Annotated in this window: 28 protein-coding genes and 2 tRNA genes; 22 read left to right on the top strand and 8 right to left on the bottom strand. The window is 71.6% G+C overall.

Annotated elements, in window-relative coordinates:
- Positions 1-2: 2 nt before the first annotated feature.
- Positions 3-1,460: a hypothetical protein gene (locus DFP74_RS30650; RefSeq protein WP_121187156.1), complete on the top strand. Its 1,458-nt coding sequence runs from the start codon at positions 3-5 to the stop codon at positions 1,458-1,460.
- A gap of 147 nt (positions 1,461-1,607) precedes the next feature.
- Positions 1,608-2,111, top strand: a complete 504-nt coding sequence (locus DFP74_RS30645; protein ID WP_121187154.1) for a GNAT family N-acetyltransferase — start codon at positions 1,608-1,610, stop codon at positions 2,109-2,111.
- 30 nt (positions 2,112-2,141) lie between these two features.
- Here the strand turns inward: DFP74_RS30645 and DFP74_RS30640 are convergent, their stop codons facing one another.
- Positions 2,142-2,888, bottom strand: a complete 747-nt coding sequence (locus DFP74_RS30640) for a vancomycin high temperature exclusion protein (RefSeq protein WP_121187152.1) — start codon at positions 2,886-2,888, stop codon at positions 2,142-2,144.
- Between the two features lie 104 nt (positions 2,889-2,992).
- Here DFP74_RS30640 and DFP74_RS30635 point away from each other — a divergent pair, with 104 nt between their 5' ends.
- The 3 genes from DFP74_RS30635 (at position 2,993) to DFP74_RS30625 (ending at position 5,857) form a co-directional block, all read left to right on the top strand.
- A complete protein-coding gene (locus DFP74_RS30635) occupies positions 2,993-4,555 on the top strand; it encodes a DUF885 family protein (RefSeq protein WP_121187150.1) in 1,563 nt (520 codons plus the stop codon).
- Between the two features lie 106 nt (positions 4,556-4,661).
- Positions 4,662-5,207: a hypothetical protein gene (locus DFP74_RS30630; protein WP_121187148.1), complete on the top strand. Its 546-nt coding sequence runs from the start codon at positions 4,662-4,664 to the stop codon at positions 5,205-5,207.
- Between the two features lie 110 nt (positions 5,208-5,317).
- Positions 5,318-5,857 carry a class IV adenylate cyclase gene (locus tag DFP74_RS30625; protein ID WP_121187145.1) on the top strand — a complete coding sequence of 180 codons (540 nt, stop codon included), beginning with the start codon at positions 5,318-5,320 and terminating at the stop codon, positions 5,855-5,857.
- Positions 5,858-5,936: 79 nt separating this feature from the next.
- Here the strand turns inward: DFP74_RS30625 and DFP74_RS30620 are convergent, their stop codons facing one another.
- The gene (locus DFP74_RS30620; RefSeq protein WP_121187143.1) at positions 5,937-7,382 is read right to left on the bottom strand and encodes a VCBS repeat-containing protein; all 1,446 of its coding nucleotides are present in this window, start codon (positions 7,380-7,382) and stop codon (positions 5,937-5,939) included.
- 149 nt (positions 7,383-7,531) lie between these two features.
- On the opposite strand from DFP74_RS30620, the gene DFP74_RS30615 reads away from it, so the two are divergent.
- Both DFP74_RS30615 and DFP74_RS30610 read left to right on the top strand, forming a co-directional pair.
- A complete protein-coding gene (locus DFP74_RS30615; protein ID WP_121187141.1) occupies positions 7,532-7,951 on the top strand; it encodes a PPOX class F420-dependent oxidoreductase in 420 nt (139 codons plus the stop codon).
- 114 nt (positions 7,952-8,065) lie between these two features.
- The gene (locus tag DFP74_RS30610) at positions 8,066-8,710 is read left to right on the top strand and encodes a dihydrofolate reductase family protein (RefSeq protein WP_121187139.1); all 645 of its coding nucleotides are present in this window, start codon (positions 8,066-8,068) and stop codon (positions 8,708-8,710) included.
- A 63-nt stretch (positions 8,711-8,773) separates the two neighbouring features.
- Here the strand turns inward: DFP74_RS30610 and DFP74_RS30605 are convergent, their stop codons facing one another.
- From DFP74_RS30605 to DFP74_RS30595, 3 genes are read right to left on the bottom strand one after another with little or no spacing between them, the layout of a single operon-like run.
- Positions 8,774-9,037, bottom strand: a complete 264-nt coding sequence (locus tag DFP74_RS30605) for a hypothetical protein (protein WP_233571414.1) — start codon at positions 9,035-9,037, stop codon at positions 8,774-8,776.
- A 5-nt stretch (positions 9,038-9,042) separates the two neighbouring features.
- Positions 9,043-9,261, bottom strand: coding sequence for a hypothetical protein (locus DFP74_RS30600; protein ID WP_121187135.1), 219 nt, complete (start codon positions 9,259-9,261; stop codon positions 9,043-9,045).
- Positions 9,262-9,263: 2 nt separating this feature from the next.
- Complete coding sequence (locus DFP74_RS30595; protein WP_121187133.1) at positions 9,264-9,782, bottom strand: ATP-binding protein; 519 nt, start codon at positions 9,780-9,782, stop codon at positions 9,264-9,266.
- A 218-nt stretch (positions 9,783-10,000) separates the two neighbouring features.
- On the opposite strand from DFP74_RS30595, the gene DFP74_RS30590 reads away from it, so the two are divergent.
- From DFP74_RS30590 to DFP74_RS30580, 3 genes are read left to right on the top strand one after another with little or no spacing between them, the layout of a single operon-like run.
- Entirely contained in the window at positions 10,001-10,924 is a 924-nt protein-coding gene (locus tag DFP74_RS30590) for a helix-turn-helix transcriptional regulator (RefSeq protein ID WP_370013453.1), read from the top strand.
- An 11-nt stretch (positions 10,925-10,935) separates the two neighbouring features.
- A complete protein-coding gene (locus tag DFP74_RS30585) occupies positions 10,936-11,115 on the top strand; it encodes a DUF397 domain-containing protein (RefSeq protein ID WP_121187129.1) in 180 nt (59 codons plus the stop codon).
- A complete protein-coding gene (locus DFP74_RS30580; protein WP_370013452.1) occupies positions 11,082-11,363 on the top strand; it encodes a DUF397 domain-containing protein in 282 nt (93 codons plus the stop codon). Before DFP74_RS30585 ends, DFP74_RS30580 begins: the two co-directional genes overlap by 34 nt.
- Positions 11,364-11,403: 40 nt before the next feature.
- On the opposite strand, the gene DFP74_RS30575 is transcribed toward DFP74_RS30580, so the two are convergent.
- Positions 11,404-12,387, bottom strand: a complete 984-nt coding sequence (locus DFP74_RS30575) for an N-acetylmuramic acid 6-phosphate etherase (RefSeq protein WP_121187125.1) — start codon at positions 12,385-12,387, stop codon at positions 11,404-11,406.
- Positions 12,388-12,466: 79 nt separating this feature from the next.
- The gene (locus DFP74_RS30570) at positions 12,467-13,444 is read right to left on the bottom strand and encodes a MurR/RpiR family transcriptional regulator (RefSeq protein ID WP_121187123.1); all 978 of its coding nucleotides are present in this window, start codon (positions 13,442-13,444) and stop codon (positions 12,467-12,469) included.
- A gap of 200 nt (positions 13,445-13,644) precedes the next feature.
- Between DFP74_RS30570 and DFP74_RS30565 the strand changes: the two genes are divergently transcribed.
- The 6 genes from DFP74_RS30565 to DFP74_RS30540 all read left to right on the top strand — a co-directional run bounded on the left by DFP74_RS30565 (position 13,645) and on the right by DFP74_RS30540 (position 17,755).
- The gene (locus DFP74_RS30565; RefSeq protein WP_233571236.1) at positions 13,645-15,366 is read left to right on the top strand and encodes a BTAD domain-containing putative transcriptional regulator; all 1,722 of its coding nucleotides are present in this window, start codon (positions 13,645-13,647) and stop codon (positions 15,364-15,366) included.
- Between the two features lie 93 nt (positions 15,367-15,459).
- A complete protein-coding gene (locus DFP74_RS30560) occupies positions 15,460-15,645 on the top strand; it encodes a hypothetical protein (protein ID WP_121187121.1) in 186 nt (61 codons plus the stop codon).
- Positions 15,646-15,745: 100 nt separating this feature from the next.
- Positions 15,746-15,819, top strand: a tRNA-Lys gene (locus DFP74_RS30555).
- Between the two features lie 186 nt (positions 15,820-16,005).
- A tRNA-Lys gene (locus tag DFP74_RS30550) sits at positions 16,006-16,079 on the top strand.
- A 346-nt stretch (positions 16,080-16,425) separates the two neighbouring features.
- The gene (locus DFP74_RS30545) at positions 16,426-16,914 is read left to right on the top strand and encodes a septum formation family protein (protein WP_121187119.1); all 489 of its coding nucleotides are present in this window, start codon (positions 16,426-16,428) and stop codon (positions 16,912-16,914) included.
- A 214-nt stretch (positions 16,915-17,128) separates the two neighbouring features.
- Positions 17,129-17,755 carry a septum formation family protein gene (locus DFP74_RS30540; protein WP_121187117.1) on the top strand — a complete coding sequence of 209 codons (627 nt, stop codon included), beginning with the start codon at positions 17,129-17,131 and terminating at the stop codon, positions 17,753-17,755.
- A 91-nt stretch (positions 17,756-17,846) separates the two neighbouring features.
- Here DFP74_RS30540 and DFP74_RS30535 read toward each other — a convergent pair whose 3' ends face one another.
- The gene (locus DFP74_RS30535; protein WP_121187115.1) at positions 17,847-19,523 is read right to left on the bottom strand and encodes an alpha/beta fold hydrolase; all 1,677 of its coding nucleotides are present in this window, start codon (positions 19,521-19,523) and stop codon (positions 17,847-17,849) included.
- A gap of 349 nt (positions 19,524-19,872) precedes the next feature.
- Here DFP74_RS30535 and DFP74_RS30530 point away from each other — a divergent pair, with 349 nt between their 5' ends.
- Genes DFP74_RS30530 through DFP74_RS30505 form a run of 6 tightly spaced genes read left to right on the top strand, consistent with a single transcriptional unit; the run spans position 19,873 to position 25,965 of the window.
- Positions 19,873-20,976, top strand: coding sequence for an ABC transporter permease (locus DFP74_RS30530; protein ID WP_121187113.1), 1,104 nt, complete (start codon positions 19,873-19,875; stop codon positions 20,974-20,976).
- Positions 20,973-21,848, top strand: coding sequence for an ABC transporter permease (locus tag DFP74_RS30525; protein ID WP_121187111.1), 876 nt, complete (start codon positions 20,973-20,975; stop codon positions 21,846-21,848). Before DFP74_RS30530 ends, DFP74_RS30525 begins: the two co-directional genes overlap by 4 nt.
- A 5-nt stretch (positions 21,849-21,853) precedes the next feature.
- Entirely contained in the window at positions 21,854-22,948 is a 1,095-nt protein-coding gene (locus tag DFP74_RS30520) for an ABC transporter ATP-binding protein (protein ID WP_121187110.1), read from the top strand.
- Positions 22,945-23,973 (top strand): ABC transporter ATP-binding protein, encoded by a 1,029-nt coding sequence (locus tag DFP74_RS30515; protein WP_121187108.1) that lies wholly within the window; start codon positions 22,945-22,947, stop codon positions 23,971-23,973. Before DFP74_RS30520 ends, DFP74_RS30515 begins: the two co-directional genes overlap by 4 nt.
- Before the next feature lie 4 nt (positions 23,974-23,977).
- Positions 23,978-24,166, top strand: coding sequence for a hypothetical protein (locus tag DFP74_RS30510; protein ID WP_121187106.1), 189 nt, complete (start codon positions 23,978-23,980; stop codon positions 24,164-24,166).
- Positions 24,163-25,965, top strand: coding sequence for an ABC transporter substrate-binding protein (locus DFP74_RS30505; RefSeq protein WP_121187104.1), 1,803 nt, complete (start codon positions 24,163-24,165; stop codon positions 25,963-25,965). The genes DFP74_RS30510 and DFP74_RS30505 overlap by 4 nt, the downstream gene beginning before the upstream one ends.
- Positions 25,966-26,176 lie beyond the last annotated feature (211 nt).

Below are 26,176 nucleotides of genomic sequence, written 5' to 3'. Positions count from 1 at the left end.
GCATGAACGCGACCACGGAAAACGACTCCAACGACGGACCCGACGACGGCGCCGCAGCGGTGGACTGGACCGCACTGGCCCCCGAGGGCGGTGAGCGCATCCCCGAACTGCTCGGACGGCTCGCCGGCAGCGACGCCGCGCTCTCCGACCTGCACGACCTCATCGACTTCCCCGCGCCCGGCCACATGGCCGCGCCCGCGGTCGTCGACTTCCTCGTCGACATCGCCCTCGACGAGCAGACCCCGCCCACGGACCGCTGGCGGCCCCTCAGCCTCCTCCTGGAACTGGTGACCGCGCACGCCGAGGACCGCTTCCCCCAGCCGCGCGACCTCGACCAGTGGCGCGACGAGGTGGCCTGGGCGACCTCCAACGACATCGAGAAGGTGCGCGAGCAGTACCAGGCCTGGGCCGAGGAGGCCCCGGACGAACAGCAGTACCTGCGGATGCGCAACCGTCTCAAGGCCATCGACGGCCCCGCGGGCACCGCGGTGCTGCGCGCCGAGCTGGAGACCTTCGAGGCCGTGTGCGCACGCGTGCCCGACCTCGTCGCGCTGCTCAAGGGCGCCGCGAACCGGCGCGGCCTGGACCGCGCGGGCGAGTGGGTGAGCTACCTGCTGGCCTTCCTGGCCCCCGAGGCCGAGCGCGTCAGCGCCGAGATCACCGGCGCCTCCCAGATCCTGCTGGCCAAGGACCTGCGCCCCACGCCGCAGGCGCCGACCTCCCTGCGCGACGCCATGACCGGGGCGCTGGACGACGGCGGCGAACCGCTGCCCGCCGAGATCTTCGCCCTGGGCCTGGCCGCCAGCCCCCGCGACGTCGACACGACCATCGGCCTCACCCACCAGATGGCCGGCGGCAACCTGTACAACTCCTTCGCCGCGGCGGTCGCCGTGGTGCTCATCCACGGGGAGAACACCCCGCGTGAGGGGCTGCGCCGCATCGGGCGCGGCGGCGGCACGTCCATGGGCTACGAGGGCCTGTTCAACGAGTCCTGGCCGCACTGCGGCGTCCGCTCGCCGCAGGTACTGGGCTTCCTCGCGCTCGGCCGCGCCGGAGACCGTGCCCGGCGGCTGCGCCTGGACATCCTGCCCGGCCTGCTCAAGGGCGGGGACGACTCGCGCGCGCTGGTGACCGGCGTCGGCCTGGAGATGGTGCTCGGCCCGCGCTCGAAGGGGCACTCGGCGGAGGAGCACGCCAACGCGGAGTACGACGAGGAGACTCTCAAGGTCCTGTGGGAGATCGCCGAGCTGCCGGAGTCGGCGTGGGCGGACGAGGAGTTCGCCGACACCCTGCGCGCCTGGGCGCTGCCGGGTGAGCGCGAGGAGTTCTGCGCGCTGGTCGGCGTGGACCCCGACGCGGAGGAAGAGGAGGCCGCCCCGGCGCAGGCCCAGGCGCCGGCCGCGCCGGAGCCCGGCGGGCTGCTGGGGCGCCTGTTCGGCGGCGGTGGCGCACGCCGCTGAGCCCCCGATGGCGGGCGCGCGGCCCCGGCCGTCCGCCCGCCACCCGCCACCCGCCGCACACCCCGGCCGCCACCCGCCGGGACGGCGCCGCGGCGCCCCGTGTACCCCGGTCGCGGATCGTGGTGATCGGTGAGGCAGGGTGGGGGCATGTCGACGTACAAGACGATGTCGTTCCATCTGGAGACCGAGCGGCTCCTCCTGCGGCCGTGGGCCGAGTCGGACGCCGAGGAGCTGCGCGCCCTCCACGCCGAGCGCGGCAAGGGGACGCCCACGCTCGAACGCGCCCGGACGGTCATCACCGATCAGCTCACCGCGACACCGACCACGGGGATCGCCCTGCTGCCCGTCGTGCGCCGCGACGAGGGCGACTTCATCGGCTACTGCGGGCTGGTCATCGGCCGCTCCACCCTGGAGGAGCCCGAGATCGCCTACGAGCTGTTCCAGCGGGTGCACGGGCGCGGCTACGCGACCGAGGCGGCCAGGGCGGTGCTCGACGCCGCTCGAGCGACCGGAAGGACCAGGCTCTGGTCGACCACCCGCCGCTGGAACACTCCGTCGTTGCGAGTCCTCGACAAGCTCGGGTTCGCGGAGGACCACGTCTCCACGGACGACGACGGCGAAGTGGTGTGGCTCACCCGCCCGCTGCCCTGACGCGGGGTCGCGCCCCCGCCCGTCCGGTGGCTAGTCCCGTCCGGTGTCCGTGCCGTCGCCGGCGAGGGCGTCCTGGACTCCGGACTCCTCATCACCGAGGAAGGTGGGGTCGGGGCGCAGTAGGACGGTGCCCGCGGCGGCGACGGCGGCGGGTACCTCGCGCAGCCACCCGTAGACCGTGGCGAACGTGCGATCGCGCAGGCTGGAGTCGGCCACGCCCACCGCGTCGATGCCCGCCGAGCGGCACAGCCGGACCGCGCGCGGCAGGTGGAAGTCCTGGGTGACGACCGTGGCCTCACGCACTCCGAACACCTCGCGGGCGCGCACGCACGACTCCCACGTGGAGAAGCCCGCGTAGTCGCCCACGATCCGGTCGGCCGGAACGCCCGCCGCGACCAGGTATTCGGCCATGGTGTCGGTCTCGTTGTAGTGCTCGACGCTGTTGTCGCCGGTGACGAGGATGACCGACACCCGTTCGTCGAAGTAGAGCTCGGCGGCGGTGTCCAGACGCCGGGCCAACAGCAGGGTCGGCTGTCCGTCCTGGCGCACTCCGGCGCCCAGCACGAGCGCGACCGGCCGGTCGGGCACGGCGTCGGCGGTGTGGCGGTGCTCGGCGGTGGACGCCAGCGTCCACACGAACGGCAGGAAGGCCAGCAGGACGGCGGCCACGGCCACGGCGGCGACCAGGCGCACACGGCGGCGGGCCCGGGTGCCGGCCGCGGGCCGTCGGGCGTCGTCGCGGTCGGTCTCGGGGATGCCGGGATCAGAGGTCGTCACACACGGGAAGACGCCCGGGACGGCCGGTGAGTTCCGGGTTCGGGGCGCCCCCGCGCACGGAAACCGGTGTGCGCACACCCGGAACGCCTGGTTAGAGTCACGGCATGCCATCACAGAGAGACGCACTTCACCCCCGGCTGCGTGCCATCACCGACCTCACTCCCGGCGCCACCCGCGAGGGCGCGGGCCTGCACGAATATGACGGGGAGGTGGCCGACCTGTCCCCGGCCGGCGTGCGATCCGCGCTGGAGCGGCTGGGCGGGCAGGCGCTGGAGGACGCCCACGACGAGGCCCACCTGGCCGCGTTCGAGCGGGGGCTGCGGCTGGAACTGGGCGAACTCGAACTCCACCGGTCCAACCCGCTCTACCACCTGGGCGAGCTCGACGTGTCGGGCTACGACCGCGAGTACGCGCCCAAGGAGGACCGTGACCGGGCCCGGGTGGCCCACCTGGCCCGGTGGCCGGATCTGGTCGAGAACGCGATCGCCGCGCTCGACCGCGTCCCGGCGCCCGTGGCGCGCTCCCTGACCGGGGCGATCGCGGGCGCCGCCGACGGACTGCCCGCCGATCTGCCCGAGGACGTGCGCACCGCCGCGCTGACGGCCCACGCCCGGCTGCTCGCCCACCTCGAACGCGCCGCCGAGCAGGGACCGGAGAGCGCGGCGCTGGGCGCGGCCGACCTCAGCGCGCTCATGGGGACCGGCGAGGCCATGGACGTGGACCTCGCGGACCTGGCGGCCCGTGCCGACGCCGAGCGCGACCGCCTGCGCGCCTCGCTGGCCGAGGCCACCGCGCGGCTGTCGCCGGGGCGCGCGCCGATGGAGGTCGCCCGCGAGCTGACGCGGCGGTACCCGGCCGCCGACGAGGTCCTGGACGCGGCCCGCCGCTGGACCGGGCTGGCCCTGGAGTTCACCGCCGAGCGCGGCCTGGTCCCCTACGGCGACGGGGAGTGCCGCATCGACGTCTCGCCGCCCTCACAGCGCTGGGCGACGGCGATGATGGCCTGGTCGGGGCCGTGGGAGGCGGACACGCCGTCCTTCTACTACATCACCCCGCCCGACGCTTCGTGGTCCGAGGCCGAGGCGGGGGAGTGGCTGGAGATGTTCAGCCACACGACGCTGCCCGCGGTCAGTGTTCACGAGGTCGCGCCCGGCCACTTCTCGCACGGGCGGGCCCTGCGGCAGGCACCGGGGCAGGTCCGCAAGGCGCTGCACTCGATGACCTTCGCCGAGGGGTGGGCGCACTACGCCGAGGAGATGTGCCTGGAGGAGGGCTTCGGGGAGTTCGCGGCCGAGCGGCTCGGGGACCCGGAGTGGACCGCGACGCACTACGAGATCGGCGTGTGGGTGGAGGCGCTCATCCGGGTGACGCGGCTGTCCGTCGCCATCGGGGTGCACACCGGCGGGATGACCGTCGAGGAGGCGGCGGCGCGGTTCGCGCAGGACACGCCCCTCCAGGGCCCCGCGGCGCTCTCCGAGGCCCGCCGCGCCACCTTCGACCCCACCTACGGGCGCTACACGTGGGGGAAATTGGAGATCCTCGCCCTGCGCGAGCGTGCGCGGCGGGAGTGGGGCGCGGCCTTCTCCCTGGGCCGGTTCCACCGGGCCCTGCTCGACCTGGGGTCGCCGCCCCTGGGCCTGATCGGCACCGCCGTGGACCGGGGCTAGGAAACCCCCGTCCGCGACCGGCAGCGCCGGGGCGGCCCGGGCCGCCCCGGCCTTCCCCGCCCCGTGCCCGACAGCCGGGGCAGTCCGATCCGCAGGAGGAACCGGTATGGACTTCAGCGAGGTCTTCCTCGGCAGGTACGCGCCTTCAGGCCCGGTGCCGGCCCCCTACGACTGGAGTGAGCTGGAGGCCCGCTTCGGCTCCGCGCTGCCGGACGACTACAAGGCGCTCACGGGCAGGCTCGGAGCCTTCGCGATCGACGAGTTCATCGGCGTCCTCGATCCGGTGTCGGTCGTTCAACTGTCCGTCTCCGGGCAGGAAGTACTGCGTGCCGCCCACCCCGGGGCGACAGGTGTGCCCGTGTGGCAGGAGGTGGGAGGAGGGCCCGATCCGGGCGGCCTGGAAATGGACCGCATCCCCTACGAGGAGCTCGTGAAGGTGGGTTCCACCGACACGGGGGAGCGGATCCACTGGCAGAAGGCGGGTCCGCATCCGAACGGCTGGCCACTGCTGGTCGGCTCGGACGGTCCCTGGTGCCGCTACCACATGACGCTCTCGGAGTTCCTGATCAGGGCCATCGATCGCGATATCGAACTCGCGTGGGTCACGGACGACGATTGGCCCGGTGACGAGGTCGATGTCGCTCCTTGGTGAGGGGCAGGACTCCGTTTCGGCCGGGATGGATTCCGTCATGTCACCGATGGTGTCTGTTCGGTGACGGTAGGCTCCCGACGACAGTCGACCGGAGACACGAGAGGCCCCTGATGCGGGAGATCGAGACGAAGTACCGGGTGCGGCGCCTGGGCGCGCTGCTCGACGCCCTCGACGCGGCCGGAGTGGACCTCGGCGGACCCGCCTTCCAGGACGACCTGGCCTACGCGCCCGCGGGTTGGGAACCCGCCATGGGCAAGCCCGGCCACACCTTCGCCCGGTTGCGCAGTGTGGACGGCGGCGTGCACGTGTTCACGACGAAGACGCCGCTGGCCGAGGCCATGGAGTACCGCGAGCACGAGACCGTCGTGGCCGACCGGGAGCAGATGCACCGCGCGGTCATGGCGATGGGCTTCGTGCCGCACGTGCGCATCGTCAAGCACCGGCGGACGGGGACGGCCGGGGAGATCACGGTGTGCGTCGACGTCGTCGAGGGCGTGGGCGCCTTCCTGGAGCTGGAGCGCGTCGTGGACGACGACCGCGACGGCGCGGCCGTCCAGGCCGACCTCGACGCGTGGGCGCGCGGGCTCGGCGTCGAGCTGGAACGCGTCACGGACACCTACGACGCACTCGTGAGCGGGGCGTCCGGCTGACCGGACGGTCCTTGGACTCCTGGACTCCTGGACTCCTGGACTCCCGGGCCGCCGGGACGACGGTCAGTCGGCCGGTCGGTCAGTCGGTGAAGGCCGCGCTGTCGAAGGACGACTCGTCCTCGGCGCCGTCGGTCACCCACCACCGCGCGGGCGAGGTGCCGTAGGGGCCCGGGCCGTAGACCAGCACGAGCTCGTCGGAGCCGTCCGCGTCATAGTCCGCGCAGGAGTACACGCGGGCCGTGCGCGCGGGATCGTTCTCGGCGCCGATCGGGCCGCTGTCGGGTCCGCGCCGCACCAGGCGCTCGCCCGGGTCCACCTCGACCGTGTCGCCGGCGACGCGCATCAGGTCGACGCCGAGTCCGTGCGTGCCGATCGCGAGTTCGTCCCGTCCGTCGCCGTCCGTGTCACAGGCGGCCATGCCGCTCACCGGGGAAGAGGAACCGGTGGAGTCCGCACGGGGCAGGTCACCGGCTACGGGCCCCTGCTCCTGTGCCTGTGCGGTCACCGGCCCGGGGTAGACGTTCACCCTCCGGTCGACCTCGGGGGCCTCGGTCCCGAAACCGGGCTCGTTGTTGCGGGAGCCGTCGTCGGCCAGTGCCAGATCGCTCTCGCCGTCGCCGTCCAGGTCGGCGAACGCCGCCAGGGCGCCCGGACGCAGGTCCACCTCGTCCCACTCCGCCGGGTCGCCCGGGCCGGTCAGGAGCAGGGTGTTGCCGGGCTGTTCTCCGTCGTCGCCCCGGCGGACGAGCAACCGGGTCGGTCCGCCCTCGGCAGGGAGGGGTTCGGGGACGAGGGCGCCGACCCGACCGGTGAGCGCGCGCTCGGCGGTGCGCGCCGGGGTCCCGTCGCGGTCGAAGGGGCCGTACAGGACCCGCAGGACCGACTCGCCGGTCACCGGCATCGCCTCCTGCGACAGCACGAGGTCGGCGTTGCCGTCCCCGTCGAAGTCGCCCGCGGCGGGCGGGCGGTAGGACGACTCCCATGCCTGGCCCGAGGGGGCGGTCAGGAGTGTGGGCGCGGCGTCGGGATCGGGGCCGGCGGGGCCGCCCCACACCACCGCCTGGCCTCCGGGACGGTCGTCGCCGGAGTCGGTCCGGACCGGGATGTCGGAGAAGCCGTCCCCGTCCAGGTCCGCGGTGCCCGGGCGTCTGGGGCCGCCATGGCCGGAGGCGGAGACGGCGAGCACCGCTCTCGGGGGCAGGACCGTGCGCGTGGCCGGGTCCAGGCCGTCCGCGGAGCCGTAGACGACCATCAGGCGCCGGAACTCGTCCGGGGCGGCCGGCGGGTCGGCGTTCAGTTGCTCGGCGTCGTAGTCCGTGACGAAGAGCAGGTCGGTGAACCCGTCGCCGTTGACGTCGTCGGCCGCGTCGCCGCCGGATCCCTCGGGCACCGGCCCTGCCTCGTACTCCCGGACCTCCCGCGCGTCGCCCCCGCCCTGCGATGGGGCATCGGGGTCGGCGCCGCAGGCCGCCAGGATGAGGACGAGGCCGGTGAGTGACGCGAGTCGGCGTGGAGACGGGGTCAACGGGGCTCCGATCGATCCGTGCGGGCGGGGCCGTGGACACGGCGCGCGTAGGCGAGGATAACGGCGGCCGAGTCCGTAGGCTCGGCCATGACCGGCGGCCGTCCGGCTCGGTCGGCCGCGCGCTCTCGACGCACCATGGAGGAGCCCTCATGTCCAAGCCGCCGCTGCCCGCCGAGGCCGTCGACCTGTTGCGCCGCCCCAATCCGGCCACCGTCACGACCCTGCGCTCGGACGGCGCGCCCGTGTCCACGCCCACTTGGTACATGTGGGAGGACGGCCGGGCGCTGATCAACATGGACGAGGGGCGGGTGCGGCTGAAGCACCTGCGCCGCGATCCGCGCGTCTCCCTCACCGTGCTCGACCGGGACGACTGGTACACGCACGTCACCCTCCTCGGCCGGGTCGTGGAGTCGCGCGACGACGACGGCCTGACCGACATCGACCGGCTCGCCCAGCACTACCTCGGCAGCCGCTACCCCAACCGCGAGCGCGGCCGGGTCAGCGCCTGGATCGAGGTCGAGCGCTGGCACGGCTGGGGCGCGATGAAGGACAGCGACCAGTCCGGCTGAGCGGGGACGGAGCCGCATCCGGTGCCGGTCTCGCCGCCCGCGATGAGTTTCCTTCGGCCGGGAGGTCTCCCCCTCGACAGACGACAGACGACAGACGACAGACGGAGGAACCGCGTGCAACAGCTTCTGAAGGTGCAGAACTTCACCGTGTCGAGCGACGGCTTCGGCGCGGGAGAGAACCAGACGCTGGAAAGACCGTTCGGAGACGCCGACCCTCGGGAGTTGATCGCCTGGGCCGGGGCCACGGCGAGCTGGCCCAATCGCACCGACCCCGGGGGGAGCCGTGGCCTGGACGACTACCTCGCGCGCGACTTCACGCACAACATGGGCGCCGAGATCATGGGCCGCAACAAGTTCGGGCCCGTGCGCGGGCCCTGGCCGGACTACGACTGGCAGGGCTGGTGGGGTGACGAGCCGCCGTTCCACACCCCGGTGTTCGTGATGACCCACTATCCGCGTCCGTCGTTCTCGCTCTCCGACACCACGTTCCACTTCGTCGACGACGACCCGGCCGCGGTCCTGGAGCAGGCGAAGGAAGCGGCGGAGGGCAAGGACGTCCGGCTCGGCGGCGGGGCCACCACCATCCGGCAGTTCCTCGACGCCGACCTCGTCGACACCCTGCACGTGGCGGTCGCGCCGGTGAAGCTCGGATCCGGGGTACGGCTGTGGGAGTCGCCCGACGAGTTGCTCGACCGGTTCCACCTGGACGTGGTGCCCAGCCCGAGCGGCGTGACGCACCACCTCTTCTGGCGGAAGTAGCGGCGGGCTCCGGCCGACGGCGGTTCCGCGGGTTGGCTTCGCGGAACCGCCGTCTCCTTCTCCCTAACCCGGTTCCGCATCCCGGAGGATCGTGTGGAGCAGTTCCTCAGGGGTGTCGGCGCAGACCAGGCGCATGCGGCCGGTGTGGGCGGCCCAGTACTGGCGGGTGTGCCGACCGAACCAGACCGTCCAGCCCTGGCGGGTCAGATCCGCGAGTTGGGCGCGCGGGTCGGGAGCCGGATCGGGAGCGGGTTCGAGGGCGTGTTCCGGCCGCGTGATGCGACCCGGCCACCGGGCGAAGGTCTCTGGCGGTCGGGGCCGGTCCATGACGATCACCGGGCCTCCCACGTCGGGTCGGTCAGGGAACGGCGCAGGTCGCTCGGGGAACCGGCGGTGACCAGGTCGGACGGGCAGGGGCAGCGACGGAGGCGCAGGGTCGCGGTGAGGACCGGGCGGCCGGTCTCGTCGTGGAGTTCGCAGATCAAGTGGTCGGGGAACTCCGAGCGCAGGAGTTCGACCTCGCGGCTGGGATAGAGGGCGTAGCCGGACACGCCTACCTCCCGAGAGCGTCGTGCTGCGCGGACCGGGGCCGTGGGACCGCTGTCGCTGGTGATCGCTCGGGGTCGTCCCATACGAGGGTGAAGTAGACGGCCGGTCCGGAGCGGGTGCGCTCGACGCCCCAGGTGGCGGCCAGCGCGTCGACGAGGAAGAGGCCCCGACCGTTCTCGGCCTCCGGGTCCGCGCGGACCACCTCCAGACAGGGGATGGTGGAGGTGGTGCGGGTGGCGCGCACGCTGATCCGGAGACTGTTCCGGTAGGTGAACACCGAAACGACGAACGCCCTGCCGGACTGCCCCTCGGGGGCGTGCAGCAGGGCGTTCGTCGTGATCTCGCTGAGGATCAGCAGGGCGTCGTGGGTCGGTGGCGCGGGTATCCGGGCCAGGTCGAGCCGCAGACGCAGCCAGTCGCGTGCGTCCCGGACGGAGGCCGGTCGGCTGGGGAAGAGCCCCAGGAAGCGCCGCAGGCCCGGCCACTGGGCGGTTTCGGGCGTAGGGGTACTACGCTCGTACATAGGTCCTCACCTGTCCTTGTCAGGTTCGAGGGCTGAGGCCCTGGCCAGGTGCGGACACACCTGACCAGGGCCGTTTTCGTGCTCCCAAGCGTCCGTGGCCATCAGGCTGGATCTCGGAGCGCTTCGGATCATGACTGCTAGTGTGCAACGCAACACAGGATTCCGCAAGGGCAGAACCTCAAGAACTAAAAAATGGCAACTTGCTAAAAGTTGGCGTCGTGCACTGGATCAGCGAGACTGAAGATGTTCATGTTTGTGTCAGGAGGTGCAGGGTGGCGGACGCCAGCCCCACTGTCGCTCGTCGCACGTTGGCCAGAGTCCTACGACAGCGTCGTGAGCAGGCGAAGTTCACTGCCGCGAAAGCGGCGAGGTACGCGGGCATGCACGCGGCGACCTTGAGCAAGGTCGAGAGCGCGACCACACGCATCCAACCCGGTACGGCGCAAGCCTTGATGAGGTACTACGGGGGTACCGAAGCGGAGTGTGACGCGGTCTTCGATCTCGCGCATGCTGCTCGCCAGCGTGGATGGTGGCAAACGCACAAGGCCATGCCTGACTGGTTCGACGCCTATGTGGGGTTGGAGACCGAGTCCCGCTTGCTCCGTGACTACCAGGTCGAACTCATTCACGGGCTCCTGCAAACTGATCAGTACGCCTTCCACCTCGCGAGGTCCGCTGTTGATGTCACGTCCGACGAAGAGGCCAAGGCTCATGTAGCCCTGAGGATGGCTCGCCAAGAACGTCTGACAGCGGAGAATCCTGTCGAGCTTCACACGATCATGAACGAGGCCGCGCTCTACCGGGAGGTAGGGGGACCAGAGGTCATGCGGTCGCAACTGAAACATCTTCGTGAGCGGTGTGAACTGCCCAACGTCTCATGTCAGATTCTGCCGTTCTCTGCAGGTGAGCACGCTGCGGGATACGGATCCTTCCTGATCATGTCGTTTCCTCAGTCCCCGCACGAGGCGATCACCTTCGCTGAGGTCGTGTACGTGGAATACGGGCTGGGTGCTCTTTACCTGGAAGATGGTTCGGACGTCAGCCACTTCACCAAAATCTTCAACGACTTGAGTTCACGAGCCTTGAGCGTGGACAAGTCGTTGAAGCTGATTGAGCGTGCGTTGCAAGAGCGCAGTACCTGAGAGGTTGCACCATGGATCCCCTTGACGCCGCATGGCGGAAGTCTTCCTACAGCTCCAATACGGGGGCTTGCGTGGAGGTCGCGGAGGTACCGAGCGGTACCCATGTTCGCGACTCGCTGCAGCCTGAGCTGGGGCACTTGACGTTTGCGTCGACCGAGTGGAGTGTGTTCGTTACTTCCGTCAAGGAGTAGCGAAGGTGGGACCCTCGGTGTTCGGAGATCTGGTCTTCCGTAAGTCGTCCTACAGCGGTGCAGGCAAAGAGTGCGTCGAAGTGGCGAGTTGGCGTACCAGTAGCTACAGCGGTGGAGGCAAGGATTGCGTGGAGGTGGCGGACGTGGAGTCCGGTGCGCTCGTGCGTGACTCCACGCAGCCGGAGCTGGGGCACCTGGCCTTCGTCTCCGGTGAGTGGAGCCTGTTCCTCGCCTCGGTGAAGCTCTAGCCCGCCGCCGGTACACCCACGCCCCCTGTGGTCGGCGCGGCTAGCGCGGGTCGGCGGCCACTCCCAGCTCGGCGAGCGCCGGCCGCACCCGGCCCCGGGACACGTTCAGAGCCCGCGCCGCGTCGGCCGCGTCCACGTCGGCCAGCAGCGACACCAGCGCCACCCGGGTGTCGCCCTGGGCGGCGGTCAGCGCGTCGGCGCACGCCTGCTCCGGCATCCCGGTGGCCTGCACGAGGATCGTCACCACACGCCCGCGCAGCTTGGCGTTGCTCGCGTCCACGCCCACCATGAGGTTGGAATAAGTCCGGCCGAACCGCACCATGACCGCCGTGGAGAACGCGTTGAGCGCGAGCTTCTGCGCGGTCCCCGCCTTCATCCGAGTCGAACCCGCGATGACCTCCGCACCGGTGCTCATCCCCACATGAACATCGACGTCGCGCCCCAGCGGCGCGTCCGGGTTGGCGCTGATGAGCACCGTCGTCGCACCGCGCTCACGCGCCGCCGCCAGCGCCCCGCCCACGTAGGGCGTCCGGCCGCTGGCCGCCAGACCCACCGCGAGCGCGCCCGCGCGGACCTCGGCCGCGTCGGCGCGACCGGCCTCCCAGTCGTCCTCGATGCCCTCCACGGCACGGGCCAGAGCGTCACCGCCGCCCGCGTGGTGCGCCACCACCCGCTCCGGGGGGATCCCGTAGGTGGGCGGCAGCTCCGCGGCGTCCTGCGCTGCGATGCGCCCCGAGGTGCCCGCGCCGAAGTAGTGGATGGCCGCCCCGCTCTCCAAAGCGGCCACCCCCAGCTCCACGGCCCTCGCCAGTTCCGGCAGCACCGCGCCCACCGCGGCCGGAACCGTGGTGTCCTCGGCGTTGATCTGCCGCAGGACGTCGATCGCCGGGAGCAGGTCGATGTCGTAGGTCCCCGAGTTGCGTGCCTCGGTCGGGGCGCGCACGATCACGGCCTCACCGCCGCCGCCGGCCCGCGTCGCGTCTCCGGTGTCTCCGTGCACAGAGTCCTCCTGGTCGGTCCGCACCCGTGCCGTTCCCTTCCGTTCGTCGCGATCGAACCGCCACCGGAGCGTTCCTGGCGGCGCGGCGCACTCGTCAGGCCCGTCAGGCCCCGTCCGGTTCCTCCGGCGTCGCCGTGCTCCGGCGGCGTCTGCGGTCGTCGTTGATCCGCAGCCCGCGGACCGCCTCGTAGGTCGTCTCCAGCGCCGTCCGGCTCTCCGTGTACCGGATCTGCGCCAGGCCGACGAACAGGCAGTCCACGACGGTCAGCTGGGCCAGCCGGCTGGCGGTGGCCCCCGACCGGAACGTGGTCTCGCGGGCCGCCGTGGTCAGCACGTGGTCGGCGAAGCCGATCGGGGAGCGCGGGAAGTTCGTGATGGCCACGGTCCGGGCACCGCGGCGCTTGGCCTCGGTGAGTGCCTCCACCGTGTCCGTGGTGGTCCCGGTGTGCGAGATGCCGATCGCCACGTCCCGCTCGTCCAGCACGGCCGCGCTGGTCAGCATCACGTGCGCGTCCGCCCACGCGAACGAGGTCAGGCCGATCCGGTGCAGCTTCTGCTGCAGGTCGGCGCCCACGAAGGCGCTGGCCCCCACCCCGTACACGTCGATCCGCCGCGCCCCGGCCATCGCGTCGACGACGTTGCGCAGCGCGTCCACGTCGAGCGCGGCCCCGGTCTCCTCCACCGCGCGCGCGTCGGTGTAGGCGATCTTCTGCACGACCGTGACGAGCGTGTCGTCCGGATCGATGTCGCTGGTCATCTCCGGTGTCACCGAACGGGCGCCCCGTGCCTGGCCGGCCTCGGTGGCCAGCGCGAGCCGCAGTTCGCGGTAGCCGCTGAAGTCGATGGTGCGGCAGAAGCGGATCACCGTGGCCTCGGAGGTGGCGCAGTCCTTGGCGAGCTGGGTGATCGACGAGGCCGCCGCCCGTTCGGGATCGTCCACGACGTACTGGGCGACCCGCCGCTCGGCCGGGGCCAGCGACGGGATCAGCGACCGGATCCGCAGGACCGTGGTGGGCACGGAGGACGAGGAGGCCCCGCCGTGCCCCGTGCGAGAGTCCGAGGGCTTCGGAATTTGCGCCATGGAGGAAAGTTTCTTTCGGTCGCGGTGCAGAGTCAACGCAGGGACGGGAAATATCGGGAGAATCCAGGATTTCAAGGGTGGGGCGTGTCGGCAAGTGTGTGTGACCCGATTGCGAGATCCCAGCTCAGGGGGCACCCTGGGGGGCAGAGCGGAGGCGGCTCCACTCCCCAACACGCGCCCGCCTCGCACGGGAGGGTGAAGTGTCGCTGAGTGCGTCGGCGCGGCGGGACCCCCGCGGGCTGTACGTCGGCCTGCTCGGCCAGTTCGTCGTCGAGGTCGACGGAGTCCCCCTGCGCCTGCGCGGCGACAAGAGACGCACGGTCCTGGCGACCCTCCTGCTCAGGGCGGGGCAGACCGTGCCCGCCGACCACCTCATCGCCCGCGTCTGGGGCACCCCGGCGGGCCAGGTCAACCGCAGCGCCCTCCAGGTCCACGTCGCGCGGGCCCGGGCCATCTTCGACGACCACTGCGGACGGCCCCTGATCCACGGCGGCGACGGCGGCTACCGCGTCGATCTGGAGGAGGGCGAGTCCGACCTGCTGGCCTTCCGCGCCCTGGCGGCCGCCGCAGGCGAAGCCGACTCCAGGGACGACCCGGCCCGTCACACGGACCTGCTGCTGCGCGCCCTGCGCCTGTGGCGCAGCCCGGTCCTGGCCGACGTCGCCAGCCCCGTCCTGCACGAACGCGACGTCGCGCCCCTGAACGAGGAGCTCCTGCGGGTCGCCGAGGCCGGGTGCTCCGCCGCCCTGGCCCGAGGTGAGCACGCCCGGGCCGCCGAGCACATCGGCCCCATCGTCGCCGACCACCCCGAGCGCGAGTCCCTCATCCGGCTGCAGATGATCGCCCTCCACCGCGCCGGCCGCCCCAGCGAGGCACTGCGCCTGTACGCGCGCACGCGCGACGTCCTGGCCGAACGCCTGGGGGCCGACCCCGGACGCGAGCTCCAGGAGACCTTCCACGCCATCCTGCGCGGCGACCTGGACCGGGCCGCACGTGTGCCCCGCCAGCGCGCCGAGCCGGTGCTCGCCGCCGCCCCCCGCTCCGCCGCGCCGGCGCCCCAGTCCTGCGCCACCCCGGCCGAACTCCCGGCCGCGCCGGCCGTCCTGGTCGGCCGCGGCGCGCACCTGGCCGAACTCGACCGGCTCGCCGATCCCGCGGGCCCCGCCCCGGGGAACGTGCTGGTGCGGGGCCCGGCGGGCGCGGGCAGCAGCGCGCTCGCCCTGGGCTGGGCGCACAGCGTGGCCGCGCACTTCCCCGACGGCCAGGTCTACGTCAACCTGCGCCGCGACGACGGCACGCCCCGTGAACCCGCCGAGGTGCTGCGCCGGCTCGTCCGCTCCCTGTCGGGCGGGCGGGACGACACCGGGGACCTCTCCGTCGACGAGTCGGCGGCCCGCGCGCGCTCCCTCCTGGCCCGGCGCCGTGTGCTGATGGTGCTGGACAACGCCGCCTCCACCCGCCAGGTGCGTCCGCTGCTGCCCGGCTGCCCGGAATGCGCGGCCGTGGTCACCAGCCGCTACTGGCTCACGGACCTGTTGGTGCGCGACGGGGTCCGTGCCCTTCCCGTGGGCGCGCTCACGGCCGCCGAAGCGGTCGTCCTGCTGCGCTCCCTGCTGGGGGAGGAGCGGTGCACCGACGCCGCGCTGCACCGGGTGGCCCAGCTCGCCGGACACCTGCCCCTGGCGCTGCGGATGGCCGTGGCCTGGCTCGACACCCATCCGGCCCGGTCGGGATCCGACCTCGTCCGACGGCTGGAGGCGGTGGACCCGGCGCGCTGCGGAACGCCGACGGCCAGGATGGCCGCGGTGCTGCACGCCGGGCCCGAGGAGGCCAGGCACGGTCGCGGGGAAGTACCGACCGGCCATGTTCCCCCGGATCCGAGTCTGGGTGACGGGTCTTTCGTTCGGCTTTCGCCTGGGTGAGGGGAGTGCGACTCGGCAAAGACCGTGTGCGGAGGGGCTCGGATCGGGCTCCGGGGGTGCTCATGAGTCTCATGAGTCGCTAGTGTCGAACACATGACACAGAATCCAGAACCGAACCAGGACCCGGCGGGCAACACGCAGCACTTCCGCCGTTTCGTCGATGAGAACCCGCAGCCGGAGGAGACCGCACGCCGCCCGGTACTGCCGATCGTGCTGGCCGCCGTCGGCGTGATCCTTGCCGTGGCCGTGATCGTCGCCCTGGTGATGGCCTTCACCTGAGTCGGGGCGACCACCGGTTCGCGGTCCCCTCACAGCCCTGCTAGAGTTATCGACGTCGCCAGGAGGCGCGGCCCTTCCGGGCGGCGCCGGCGAACAGCGCGCGTCATTAGCTCAGTTGGTCAGAGCAGCTGACTCTTAATCAGCGGGTCCGGGGTTCGAGTCCCTGATGACGCACCCAGGAGGGACCCGGTCGATACGGCCGGGGCCCTCGGTGTCGGTCCGCCATGGTCACCGGCACCGCCGCCGGTGGTGTCGCCGCACGTGGCGCGCCCCACAGCGGACACGGTACGGAGTGCTCCACGCCTCCGGTAGAGTTGAGTACGTCGCCGCGGGGGAGTGCAGCTCCCACCAACGCCACGCGCGCCATTAGCTCAGTTGGTCAGAGCAGCTGACTCTTAATCAGCGGGTCCGGGGTTCGAGTCCCTGATGGCGCACCCACGAAAGGCCCCGGTCCTCAGCGACCGGGGCCTTCGTCGTCGTCCGGTGCGCTCAGCGAGATCGCCCTCGATTGTCGTCGCCCGGCGATATCCTCCCGCCCCCGCCGGACAATGCCTTGCTGGTAGGGAATTCCGGTACTCGGCGCCGTCCCGCCGCGGCGCGCACCGCTCCTGCCAGCACGGACGCCCGCATGCGCTCCCTCGATCACACTGTGTCGTTCAAGTTTCGCATTTCGCCAATTTGCTGTCATAGAATTGACAGATGGGCCTGATGTGGTGAATTCTGACCATTCCCGCCTGATCTCTCGGGCGGACTCTCCCTGCCATCCATCCGGAGTACCCCATGTCTTCGTGTTCCCCCGCCCTGCGCGCCACCGCGCTGTCCGCCCTCGCCGTCGGTGCGACGGTCGCCCTCAGCGGCTGCGGAGTCGTCACGCAGATCCTCGGTGGTGACAACAACGTCTTCGACCTCAACGTCGGAGACTGCTTCATCGACAGCGAGATGGAGGCCGTGCTCGGCGGCGAAGAGGTCACCGAGATCCCCCTGGTCGACTGCGCGGAGCCGCACGACTCCGAGTTCTTCGTCTCCCACGAGATGGCCGAGGGCGAGTTCCCTGGCATGCAGGCCATCAACGACGAGGCCACGGAGCTGTGCGAGGGCCAGGCCTTCACCGACTTCGTCGGCGTTCCCTGGGAGGAGTCGGCGCTCTACGCCTACCCGCTGACCCCCACCGAGGACTCGTGGAACCGCATCGACGACCGCGAGATCCTCTGCTACGTGTACAACCCCGACGAGATGGTCACCGGCACCATGCAGGGCGCCGGCTACTAGGCGGCCCGTTCCGCGCGGTCGGGGAGGCCCCCGGCGAGCGAGGGCGCCCACGAGGCCCCTCGTCCCGCCGGGGGCCTCGTCGTGTCCCGGCCCGAGCGCGGAGCCGGAAGCGGCCGATCGGGCGGATCCGGGAACCACCTGCGCTTGGCGAGCATCTGCACAGGTGACGCCGATGTCCCTCCCTTCGGCGAGGTCGACCAGATGTGGAGTCGCGATGCCCACCGAAACGCGCCGCCCGTTCCGGGGCCGTACCGCCCTGGGGACGCTGGTGGCCGGCGCCGCTCTGTCGCTCACCGCGTGCGGTCCGCTCCCCCTGCTGCCGCCCGGCCTCGGCGACGGGGAGGAGACCGTCTCGCCCGAACCCGGACCGGAGGCCAGCCAGGCCGCCGAGCCGGAGCCCGAGGCGAGGGCGACCATCTCGTCCGCCCCCGAACCCGAGCCCAGCGAATCCGCGACCACCGGGGACGGCGCCGAGTCCGTCGGCGTGTTCGACCTGGAGGAGGGCGACTGCATCAACGAGGTCGACCAGGAGAACGACATCGTCGACGTTCCGATGGTCGACTGCTCCGGCCCCCACGACTACGAGGTCTACGTCTCCGACGAGCTCGACGAGGAGGGTGAGTTCCCCGGCGACCAGGAGGTCAGCGACATGACCACCGCGCTGTGCCACGACGAGTTCGAGGACTTCGTCGGCACGCCCTACCTGGAGTCGGAGTTGGAGTTCACGTCCTTCTTCCCCACCCCCACGGGCTGGGACCTCTACGACAACCGCGAGTACCTCTGCCTGGTCTACGACCCGGCGGGCCCGGTCGAGGGGACCCTGGAGGACTCCGAGCGCTGAGCCCGCGGGCGGCCCGCGCCCTCGGTGGCGCGGGCCGCCCGGACGCCGGACGCCGTATGCCCGGGTCGTCCGGGCGTCCGTGCGTCTGCCCCTAGCGGACCACCGGCACGCTCAGCGGCGGGGCCTCGCGCTCCGCCCGGGCACGGGCGACCGCCTCACCGGCCGCGCCGGAGTCCCCGTCCGGGGCGGCGAAGGTGCCGTTCGCACGCGGATCGGGGACCGGCATGCCCGGACAGGTGAGGTCCGCGGGCTCGGCTCCCTCCACCAGGTAGGCGTCCACCGCCTCCGTCACGCAGTCCAGGCCGGCGGCGCCGTAGAACCCGTGGCCGCCCTCGTCCTCGACGGTGAGCAGGGGGGCGTCGAGCCGCTCGGCCAGGGCGGGTCCGCCCACGTAGGCGGTCTGGGCGTCGAACTCGCCGGCGATGACCAGACCGGTGGGATACCCGTCGCGCTCCAGCTCCACCAGCGGTTCGACCGGTTCGGCGGTGTCGAATGTGCACGGGTGCGGCGCGTGCCAGATCACGCCGATACCGAAGGGGTGCTCCTCGCGGACCTCGCGCATGTCGCGGTAGTACCCCGACACACGGCTCGGCCAGCCGGTCTCGCACAGGACCGCCGTCTGCAGGTCCGTGTTGCCGGACAGCACCGGGTCCGGCTCGGGTGCGGGCTCGGGGTCGTCGGCCGCCGCCACCTCGGGGAAGGGCACGTCGTGCACGAAGTAGGCCAGGTCCTGGGTGAACACGTCCCAGAAGCCCTGGTAGCGGGCGGCCACGCCCACGAGGAAGTCCCACTCGTCGTTGCCGTAGGCCTGCCCCTCGGGGAGCCCGGGAATGTCCTCGCGGGGGTTCTCCGCCAGGCGCCGCGCGGTCTCCTCGAAGGCCGCCACGACCTCCTCGGGGGTGGCCCCCATGTCGTAGAGGTCGTCGTGCTCGGCCAGCCAGGCGGTGTAGCGCTCCACGTTGCTGCTGTAGGCGGGGGCCTGGAGGGTGAACACGTCCCGCCAGATCAGGTCGGGGTGCACGGCCGAGTCCAGCACGCTGCGGTCCAGCCGGTCGGGGAACAGGCTCCCGTAGACCGCGCCCAGATAGGTGCCGTAGGACCAGCCGAGGTAGTTGAGCCGGTCCTCGCCCAGGGCGGCGCGCACGACGTCCATGTCCCGGGCGGTGTTCGCGGTGCTCAGGTGGGGCCGCACATCGCCGTCGACCTGGGCGCAGGCGCGCTGGTAGGCGATGGCGCTGCGGGTGAGCCCGGAGAACTCGGCGTCGTCGGGTCGGGGCGGCGCCATCTCGTAGTCGGTCCCGCAGTCCGCTCGGGGAGTCGAGGCCCCGGTACCGCGCGGGTCCATGCCGATCAGGTCGTAGACCTCGGCCACCCGGTCGTCGCCGATGATCCCGACGCCCTCCACCTCCTCGGGCGAGACCGGGACGAGGCGCCCGGGCTGTCCGGGCCCGCCCGGGTTGGTGAGGAGGATCCCCCGGCGGCGGTCGGAGTCGGAGGCGGCCCGGCGGCTGATGGCGACGGTGGCGCTGGGGCCCTCGGGGTCGGCGTAGTCGAGGGGGACCTCGATGTCGGCGCACTCCAGTGTCCGGAGCAGGTCCTCCTCGCACTGGCGCCAGTCGACCTCCTGGTCGTGGAAGCGGGCGAGGGCGTCGTCGGGGATCGGGGGAGAGTCGGGGGCGGCGGCGACCGGGGCCGCCACCGCGAGGGAGGCGGCCAGCGACGCCGTCAGGGCGACCGCGGTCGCGAGGGTGGTGCGTGCTCTGCGCACGTGTCCTCCACTTCCGTGTGCGGACTCGGGGCGCGTTCACAGCGCCCAGGATGTCCGGACTGTGTGCGTGTGCGACGTCACCGTACGAAGGCGTAGATGTGTGTCGATACCGACCAAAGTTGTGGGTGCGGGATCTGGCCGCATCCGGCCAGGGAACGGCATGTGCTTTGTCCGCTTTCCTGCCTGGAAAAGCCTTGCCCCATGGCGATCGGGTCGCGCCGAGGACGCCGTTTGGTCACGGGGGTGGCGTGCGCCACACATCGGCCGTTAGCGTGCTGTTTTATTAGGAAAGTTTCCTAATAAAAACACTGCCCCCCTGCCTCCCGCTCGTAGCCCCCCGAGGAGCCACGTGGCCACCGACATCGCGGCGTCCCCACCGCCCCCCGACGCCCGGCCGCCGGCGTCGGCCGCCGACCCGCCCGCACTGCCGCTGCGCGTCTGGCGCCACTACCTGTTCGTCAAGGTCCGCAAGTCCGTCGTGGTGGTGTTCGTGGTCGCCAACGTGACCTTCTTCCTCGCCCGGGCCATGCCGGGCGACCCCATCGACGTCATGGCCGGCCGACTGACCCAGGGCGGCATGAGCATGGCCGAGGCGCGCGTGATCGCCACCAACTCGCTGGCCTTCGACCCGGACGCCCCGCTGTGGGCCCAGTGGTGGGACTTCTTCGTCGGCCTGGTCACCCTGGACCTGGGCAACACCATCACCCGGCCCGCGGTCGGCGTCGCCGAGGCCATCGCGGCCTACCTGCCCTGGACCCTGTTCAGCATCGGTGTGGGCACGGTCGTCTCGATCGTCCTCGGCCTGAGCCTGGGCATGGTGATGGCCTACCGGCGCAACCGGTTCCTCGACCACGCGCTGAGCGTGGCCGCCTCCGTCCTCGGCGCCGTGCCCAACTACCTCATCGCGATGCTGCTCGTGGTCGGCGGCGGCCTCTACCTCGGCTGGTTCGACCCCGTCGCTCTGCGCGGCACGGTCAGCCCGGGGGTGGCGCCCGGATTCACCCTGGAGTTCGTCGGCGACGCGTTCTACCACGCCGGCCTGCCGATCCTCACCTACGTCCTCGCCATCGTCGGCACCTGGATGCTCGTCATGAAGGCCTCCACCACCGAGGTGCTCAGCGAGGACTACGTCACGGTCGCCCGGGCCCGCGGATTGCGCGACGGACGCATCGCGATCGCCTACGTCGGCCGCAACGCGGTGCTGCCGCTGGTGGCCCAGATCGCGATCTCCTTCGGCACGCTCGTCGGCGGCGCGGTGTTCGTCGAACGGGTCCTGGTCTACAAGGGCGTCGGCGGCCTGCTGCTGGACGCCGTCAACTACCGCGACTACCCGCTCCTGCAGGGGCTGCTCATCGTCGTCACCGCCTGCGTCGTGGTCGCCAACCTCGTGGCCGACCTGCTCTACAGCCGACTCGATCCGCGCATCAGCGACCAGGGGGCCGCGACACCATGACCGCCACCACCGCCCCCGCCGCCGGCGTCTGGGGCTCCATCTGGCAGGGACTGACCCGCAGCACCAGCGGCTTCCTGGGGCTCTGCCTCGTGCTGAGCGTGCTGCTGTTCTCCTTCGTCGGCCCTCTGCTGGTGGACACCCACAACCCGACGGACGTCGGCCTCATCTGGGGGCCGACGAACGCCGAGCACTGGCTCGGCACCAACCACGAGGGCAAGGACACCTTCGTCCAACTGGTCCTCGGCGGGCGCGAACCCATCTGGGTGGGCGTCGCCGCCGCGCTCATCACCGTGGCCATCGCCGTCGTCCTCGGCGGGATCGCCGGCTACGTGCGCGGGCGCGTGGACCACCTGCTGCTGCAGCTGACCGACATCACGATGACCATCCCCTTCATCGTGCTCATGCTGGTCATCGCGTCCTTCTACCGCACCGCCTCACCGCTGATGGTCGCCTTCATCATCGGCCTGGTCACCTGGCCCTACCTCATGCGCTCCATCCGCGCCCAGGTGCTCAGCCTGCGCGAACGCGAGTTCATCGAGGCCGCCCGCCTCCAGGACCTGGGGACCGCCCGGATCCTCTTCGTCGAGGTCCTGCCCAACATGGCGGGCTACGTGTTCATCAACTTCATCATCGCCATCACCAACGCGATCTACGCGGTGGTCGGCATGTACCTGCTCGGGCTGCTGCCCAGCACCGCCGACAACTGGGGGCTGATGATCCAGCAGGCCTGGGACAACAACGCGTTCCTGCTCCCCACCGCCATCCCCTTCCTGCTCGCCCCGATGGTGATGATCATGCTCTTCCAGATCGGGCTGGTCACCATGTCCCGCTCCCTGGAGCAGGCCCTCAACCCACGACTCCGGGACAGGTGAGCCCAGTGAACGACCGCCCCGCCACCACCCCGCCCCCCGCCACCACCCCGGCCCCCGCCCACGACGGACCCCTGCTGTCCGTGCGCGGCGTCGACATCGGCTACCGGACCGGACGCAGGAGCCAGGTCACGGCCGTCCGCGACGTCGGGTTCGACCTCTACCCCGGCCAGTCCATGGCCCTGGTGGGCGAGTCCGGCTGCGGCAAGACCACGCTCGGCCTCGGCCTGCTGCGGCTCCTGCCCCGCACCGGGGTCGTCTCCGCCGGGGAGATCCTCTTCCGGCGCAAGGACGGGCGCCGCGTCGACGTGCGCTCCCTGGCCAAGGAGGACCTGCGCCGCTTCCGCTGGAACGAGGCGGCCATGGTCTTCCAGGGCGCGATGAACGCGTTCAACCCGGTGCTGAAGGTGGAGGACCACTTCCTGGACACCTTCCGCGCCCACGAGGGCCGCGGTACCCGCCGCACGCGCGCCGCGCTGCTCGACCACTCCGCCCGGCTGCTGGAGATGGTCCGGCTCGACCCCGCCCGGGTCCTGGCCGCGCACCCCCACCAACTGTCCGGCGGCATGCGCCAGCGCGCGCTCATCGCCCTGGCCCTGGCACTGCGGCCCCAGCTGCTCATCCTCGACGAGCCGACGACCGCGCTGGACATCCTCACCCAGCGCGCCATCGTCGAACGCCTCACCGAGCTCCGCGACGAACTGCGGTTCGCGATGGTCTTCATCACCCACGACCTGGGCCTGGCCGCCGAACTCGCCGACCGCGTCGGCACGATGTACGCGGGCCGGATGATCGAGACCGGCACCACGCGCGACATCTTCTACCGCTCCCGCCACCCCTACACCCGGGCACTGATCAACTCCGTGCCGCCGGTCGTGGGCGACCAGGCCGTGACGGAGTCCCTGCCCGGCGGCCCGCCCAGCCTGTCGGCGCTGCCCGAGGGCTGCTCCTTCGCGCCGCGCTGCGCCCACGCCGCGTCCCGCTGCTCACGGGTCCGGCCGGAGCTCGAAGTGCTCCACGCCCGTCCCGAAGGGCTCAGCCACGCCGCCGCGTGCCTGCGCGCCGAGGACACCGCACTCTTCGCCGAGGGGGCCACCCGATGATCGACCCGTTCGTGCACCACGCCGCCGAGGGGCGCGCCGGTGACCCCGCCGACGCCCCGGTCCTGGGCCTGCACGGTGTCCACCAGGTCTTCGCCACACCGCGCGGCGACGTCCCCGCCGTGGCCGGGGTCGACCTGCGGGTCCACCCCGGCCGGGTGCTGTGCCTGGTGGGGGAGTCCGGCTGCGGCAAGACCACCACGGCCCGCATGGCCGCCGCACTGGCCCGCCCCACCACCGGCACCGTGAGCTTCCGCGGCCGGGACGTCGCGGCCATGGACCGGGCCGAGCGCTCGGTCTTTCGCCGGTCCGTCCAGTACATCCACCAGGACCCCTACGCCTCCCTGAACCCGGTGCGCACCGTCTACTCCACGGTGTCGGCCGGTCTGCGCCGCCACCGCCTGGTCAAGGGCCGCCGTGAGGCCCGCGAGGCCACGGTCGAGCTCCTGCGCCGGGTGGAGCTGACCCCCGCGGAGGACTACCTGGACAAGTACCCGCACCAGATGTCGGGCGGCCAGCGCCAGCGCGTGGCGGTCGCCCGGGCCCTGGCGATGGAGCCGGAGGTGATCATCGCCGACGAGTCGACCTCGATGCTGGACGTCTCCATCCGGGTCAGCCTGCTCAACACCCTGGGCCGGCTGCGCGACGACCTCGGCGTCGGCTTCCTGTTCATCACCCACGACCTGGCGGTGGCCAAGTACTTCGCCCGGGACGGCGAGATCGCGGTCATGTACCTGGGCAGGATCGTGGAGCAGGGGCCCACCCGCCAGGTGATCGACGACCCCCGCCACCCCTACACCAGGGCCCTGGTCTCCGCGGTCTGCGAGCCCGACCCGGACCTGGCGCGCTCCAAGGAGCGGGTGCGGCTGCGCAGCGCCGACATCCCCGACCTGACGGACCTGCCGTCGGGCTGCGAGTTCCACCCGCGCTGCCCGCTGTTCGAACCGGGCCGCTGCGACACCGCACGGCCCGCGCTGGCCCACGGCCACGACCGGCTGCTCTCCTGCCACGTCGTCGGCGGCGGGTGAGCCGGTGCTGCTCATCGGCCGCTTCGGGCTCCTGGTCGGCGTCTTCCTGTCGCTGGCCGGCACGCTCACGGCACTCCTCAACCCCCCGGGCACGGCCGAGTTCGTCATCAGCGTCGTCACGGTCGGTCTCGGCCTGCTGATCGTCGTCCTCGGAGTGCTCGCCGTTCTCCTGGAAAGGAAGCGTCACCCATGACCTCCACACCCCCCGAACACGTCCTGGAGATGAGCCGCCGCAACGTCCTTCGCGCCGTGGGCGTCGGCGCCGCCGCCACGGCGGCCACCGGCGCGCTGAGCGCCTGCGCGGGCGGAGACTCCGGAGCCGGCGGCGCACGGCGGTTCACCGGCGTCTTCGACTTCGACCTGGACTCCAACACCCGCAACGTGGCCGTGGAGGACGGCGCGCTGCTGCTGAACTCGGTCTACAAGGACCTGTTCCTGATGACCGGCGCGTTCTTCAACTGGCGTGAGCACACGTGGGACTACATGCTGCTCGAGGGCTCGGAGTGGGACGGGGACGACCTCGTTGTGAGCCTGCGCCCCGGGCTGGCGTGGAGCGACGGCACCGATCTCACCGCCGACGACATGATCCAGAGCTACGCGATCGCGATCTTGGAGGTCGCGCCTTGGAGCGTGGGCTTCCCCCAGGTCACGGAGGTGGAGAAGCTCGACGACCTGAGCGTGCGGCTGGGCTTCGATTCCCCGTTCCCCAACATCGAGCGCAGCATCCTCAAGCACCGGATCGTCGCCAGGTCCACCTACGCCGACTTCGGGGAGCGGGCCCTGGAGCTGGTGGAGTCCGGGGTGCGCTACGGCGACGACGAACAGAGCGACTTCCTCGCCGAGTTCGTGGAGTTCGCGCCGGAGGAGATCGTCTGCAGCGGCCCGTACATGTTCGACCCCGAGCAGATGTCGGACGCGCGCATCACGCTGGTGCGCAACGAGAACGGCTACCAGGGCGGCGAGGTGCTCTTCGACGAGGTGGTCGTGCACAAGGGCGACAACCGCCAGTCCGCGCTGCTCGTCCAGCAGCGCGAGGTCGACTACTCCACGGAGGCCCCCTCCGCCGCCGACCAACAGGCCTTCCAGGGGGTGGAGGGGTTCAAGTGGGTCGAGCACGCGGGCTACGACGGCTGCGGGCTGATGTTCAACTACGCGGCCAGGCCGGAGCTGGAGGACGTGCGCGTGCGCAAGGCGCTGGCGCACCTGCTGGACACCGAGACCATCGGCCAGGTCGCCCGGGGCGAGGCCTACAGCGGGGTGCAGTACTACGCGGGACTGGTCGACCTCCAGGCCGAGGAGATCATGACCGAGGAGGAGCTGGCGGGCTTCGAGCACTACGGCTACGACCCGGACAAGGCGACGGAGCTGTTGGAGGACGCGGGCTGGACGGTCGAGGACGGGGTCTGGCACCTGCCGAACGGGGACGAGGCGCACTACGAGATCATCGGCGTCGCGGGCTGGGGCGACTTCGAGCTGACCGCCTCGCAGGTGGAGGAGGCGTGGAACACCTTCGGTATCCGGTGCGAGGCCCGCAACGTCCCCTCCGACAATCCGTGGGGCATCTGGGGCGCGGGTGACTTCGAGGTCGCGGTGCGGCACTGGGGCAACCCGGAGATCCCCGACTACTGGGGCGCCTTCCAGATGAACTTCCTGCTGGAGAACTCCGGCGACGCGGACAACCCCGGGCAGTCGTTCGACCTGAACGTGGACAGCCCCTCCCAGGGGCGGGTCGACGTGGCGGAGCTGATCGAGGAGGCCAAACGGGCCGGGACCGAGGAGGAGCAGCACACGGCCCTGAAGCGGCTGGCGATCATCTTCAACGAGCTTCTCCCGCGGATTCCGATCTGGACCTACCGGTACCTGGCGCCCGCGATCGAGGGGGTGCGCGTCCAGCACTTCGCCGCGGACCATCCGGCGGCCAACAACGAGCAGTACCAGGACAACCACGTGATCCTGTCGCTGATCCAGGGGGACCTGGAGCCGGTGGAGTAGGGCGCGGGAAGCCCGGAACCACGGGGGCGGAGCCGCTGGGCTCCGCCCCCCGTGGTGTGTGCGGAGCCGGTGTTGCCCCGGTGATGAATGTGATCCTGGACACACGAAACGAAACAGTCATGTGTGGACAAACAAGACATAACGCTCAAAAGCCACAAAACAACTTTCGTGGTGTTCTTGCACGTCATCCGTGTCCGGCTGGGGTGTTTCC

The organism is Nocardiopsis sp. Huas11, from assembly GCF_003634495.1.
In the GTDB taxonomy this organism is placed as follows: domain Bacteria; phylum Actinomycetota; class Actinomycetes; order Streptosporangiales; family Streptosporangiaceae; genus Nocardiopsis.
Note: the sequence above shows the minus strand (reverse complement) of the source record. Positions and strands in the feature narration are given on the sequence as shown.

Excerpts from the sequence above, each read along its gene's own strand:
- DFP74_RS30650 (WP_121187156.1), top strand. The coding sequence starts at position 3 with ATGAACGCGACCACGGAAAACGACTCCAACGACGGACCCGACGACGGC.
- DFP74_RS30645 (WP_121187154.1), top strand. The coding sequence starts at position 1,608 with ATGTCGACGTACAAGACGATGTCGTTCCATCTGGAGACCGAGCGGCTC.
- DFP74_RS30635 (WP_121187150.1), top strand. The coding sequence starts at position 2,993 with ATGCCATCACAGAGAGACGCACTTCACCCCCGGCTGCGTGCCATCACC.
- DFP74_RS30630 (WP_121187148.1), top strand. The coding sequence starts at position 4,662 with ATGGACTTCAGCGAGGTCTTCCTCGGCAGGTACGCGCCTTCAGGCCCG.
- DFP74_RS30625 (WP_121187145.1), top strand. The coding sequence starts at position 5,318 with ATGCGGGAGATCGAGACGAAGTACCGGGTGCGGCGCCTGGGCGCGCTG.
- DFP74_RS30615 (WP_121187141.1), top strand. The coding sequence starts at position 7,532 with ATGTCCAAGCCGCCGCTGCCCGCCGAGGCCGTCGACCTGTTGCGCCGC.
- DFP74_RS30605 (WP_233571414.1), bottom strand. The coding sequence starts at position 9,037 with ATGGACCGGCCCCGACCGCCAGAGACCTTCGCCCGGTGGCCGGGTCGC.
- DFP74_RS30595 (WP_121187133.1), bottom strand. The coding sequence starts at position 9,782 with ATGTACGAGCGTAGTACCCCTACGCCCGAAACCGCCCAGTGGCCGGGC.
- DFP74_RS30585 (WP_121187129.1), top strand. The coding sequence starts at position 10,936 with ATGGATCCCCTTGACGCCGCATGGCGGAAGTCTTCCTACAGCTCCAAT.
- DFP74_RS30570 (WP_121187123.1), bottom strand. The coding sequence starts at position 13,444 with ATGGCGCAAATTCCGAAGCCCTCGGACTCTCGCACGGGGCACGGCGGG.
- DFP74_RS30560 (WP_121187121.1), top strand. The coding sequence starts at position 15,460 with ATGACACAGAATCCAGAACCGAACCAGGACCCGGCGGGCAACACGCAG.
- DFP74_RS30545 (WP_121187119.1), top strand. The coding sequence starts at position 16,426 with ATGTCTTCGTGTTCCCCCGCCCTGCGCGCCACCGCGCTGTCCGCCCTC.
- DFP74_RS30540 (WP_121187117.1), top strand. The coding sequence starts at position 17,129 with ATGCCCACCGAAACGCGCCGCCCGTTCCGGGGCCGTACCGCCCTGGGG.
- DFP74_RS30525 (WP_121187111.1), top strand. The coding sequence starts at position 20,973 with ATGACCGCCACCACCGCCCCCGCCGCCGGCGTCTGGGGCTCCATCTGG.
- DFP74_RS30515 (WP_121187108.1), top strand. The coding sequence starts at position 22,945 with ATGATCGACCCGTTCGTGCACCACGCCGCCGAGGGGCGCGCCGGTGAC.
- DFP74_RS30505 (WP_121187104.1), top strand. The coding sequence starts at position 24,163 with ATGACCTCCACACCCCCCGAACACGTCCTGGAGATGAGCCGCCGCAAC.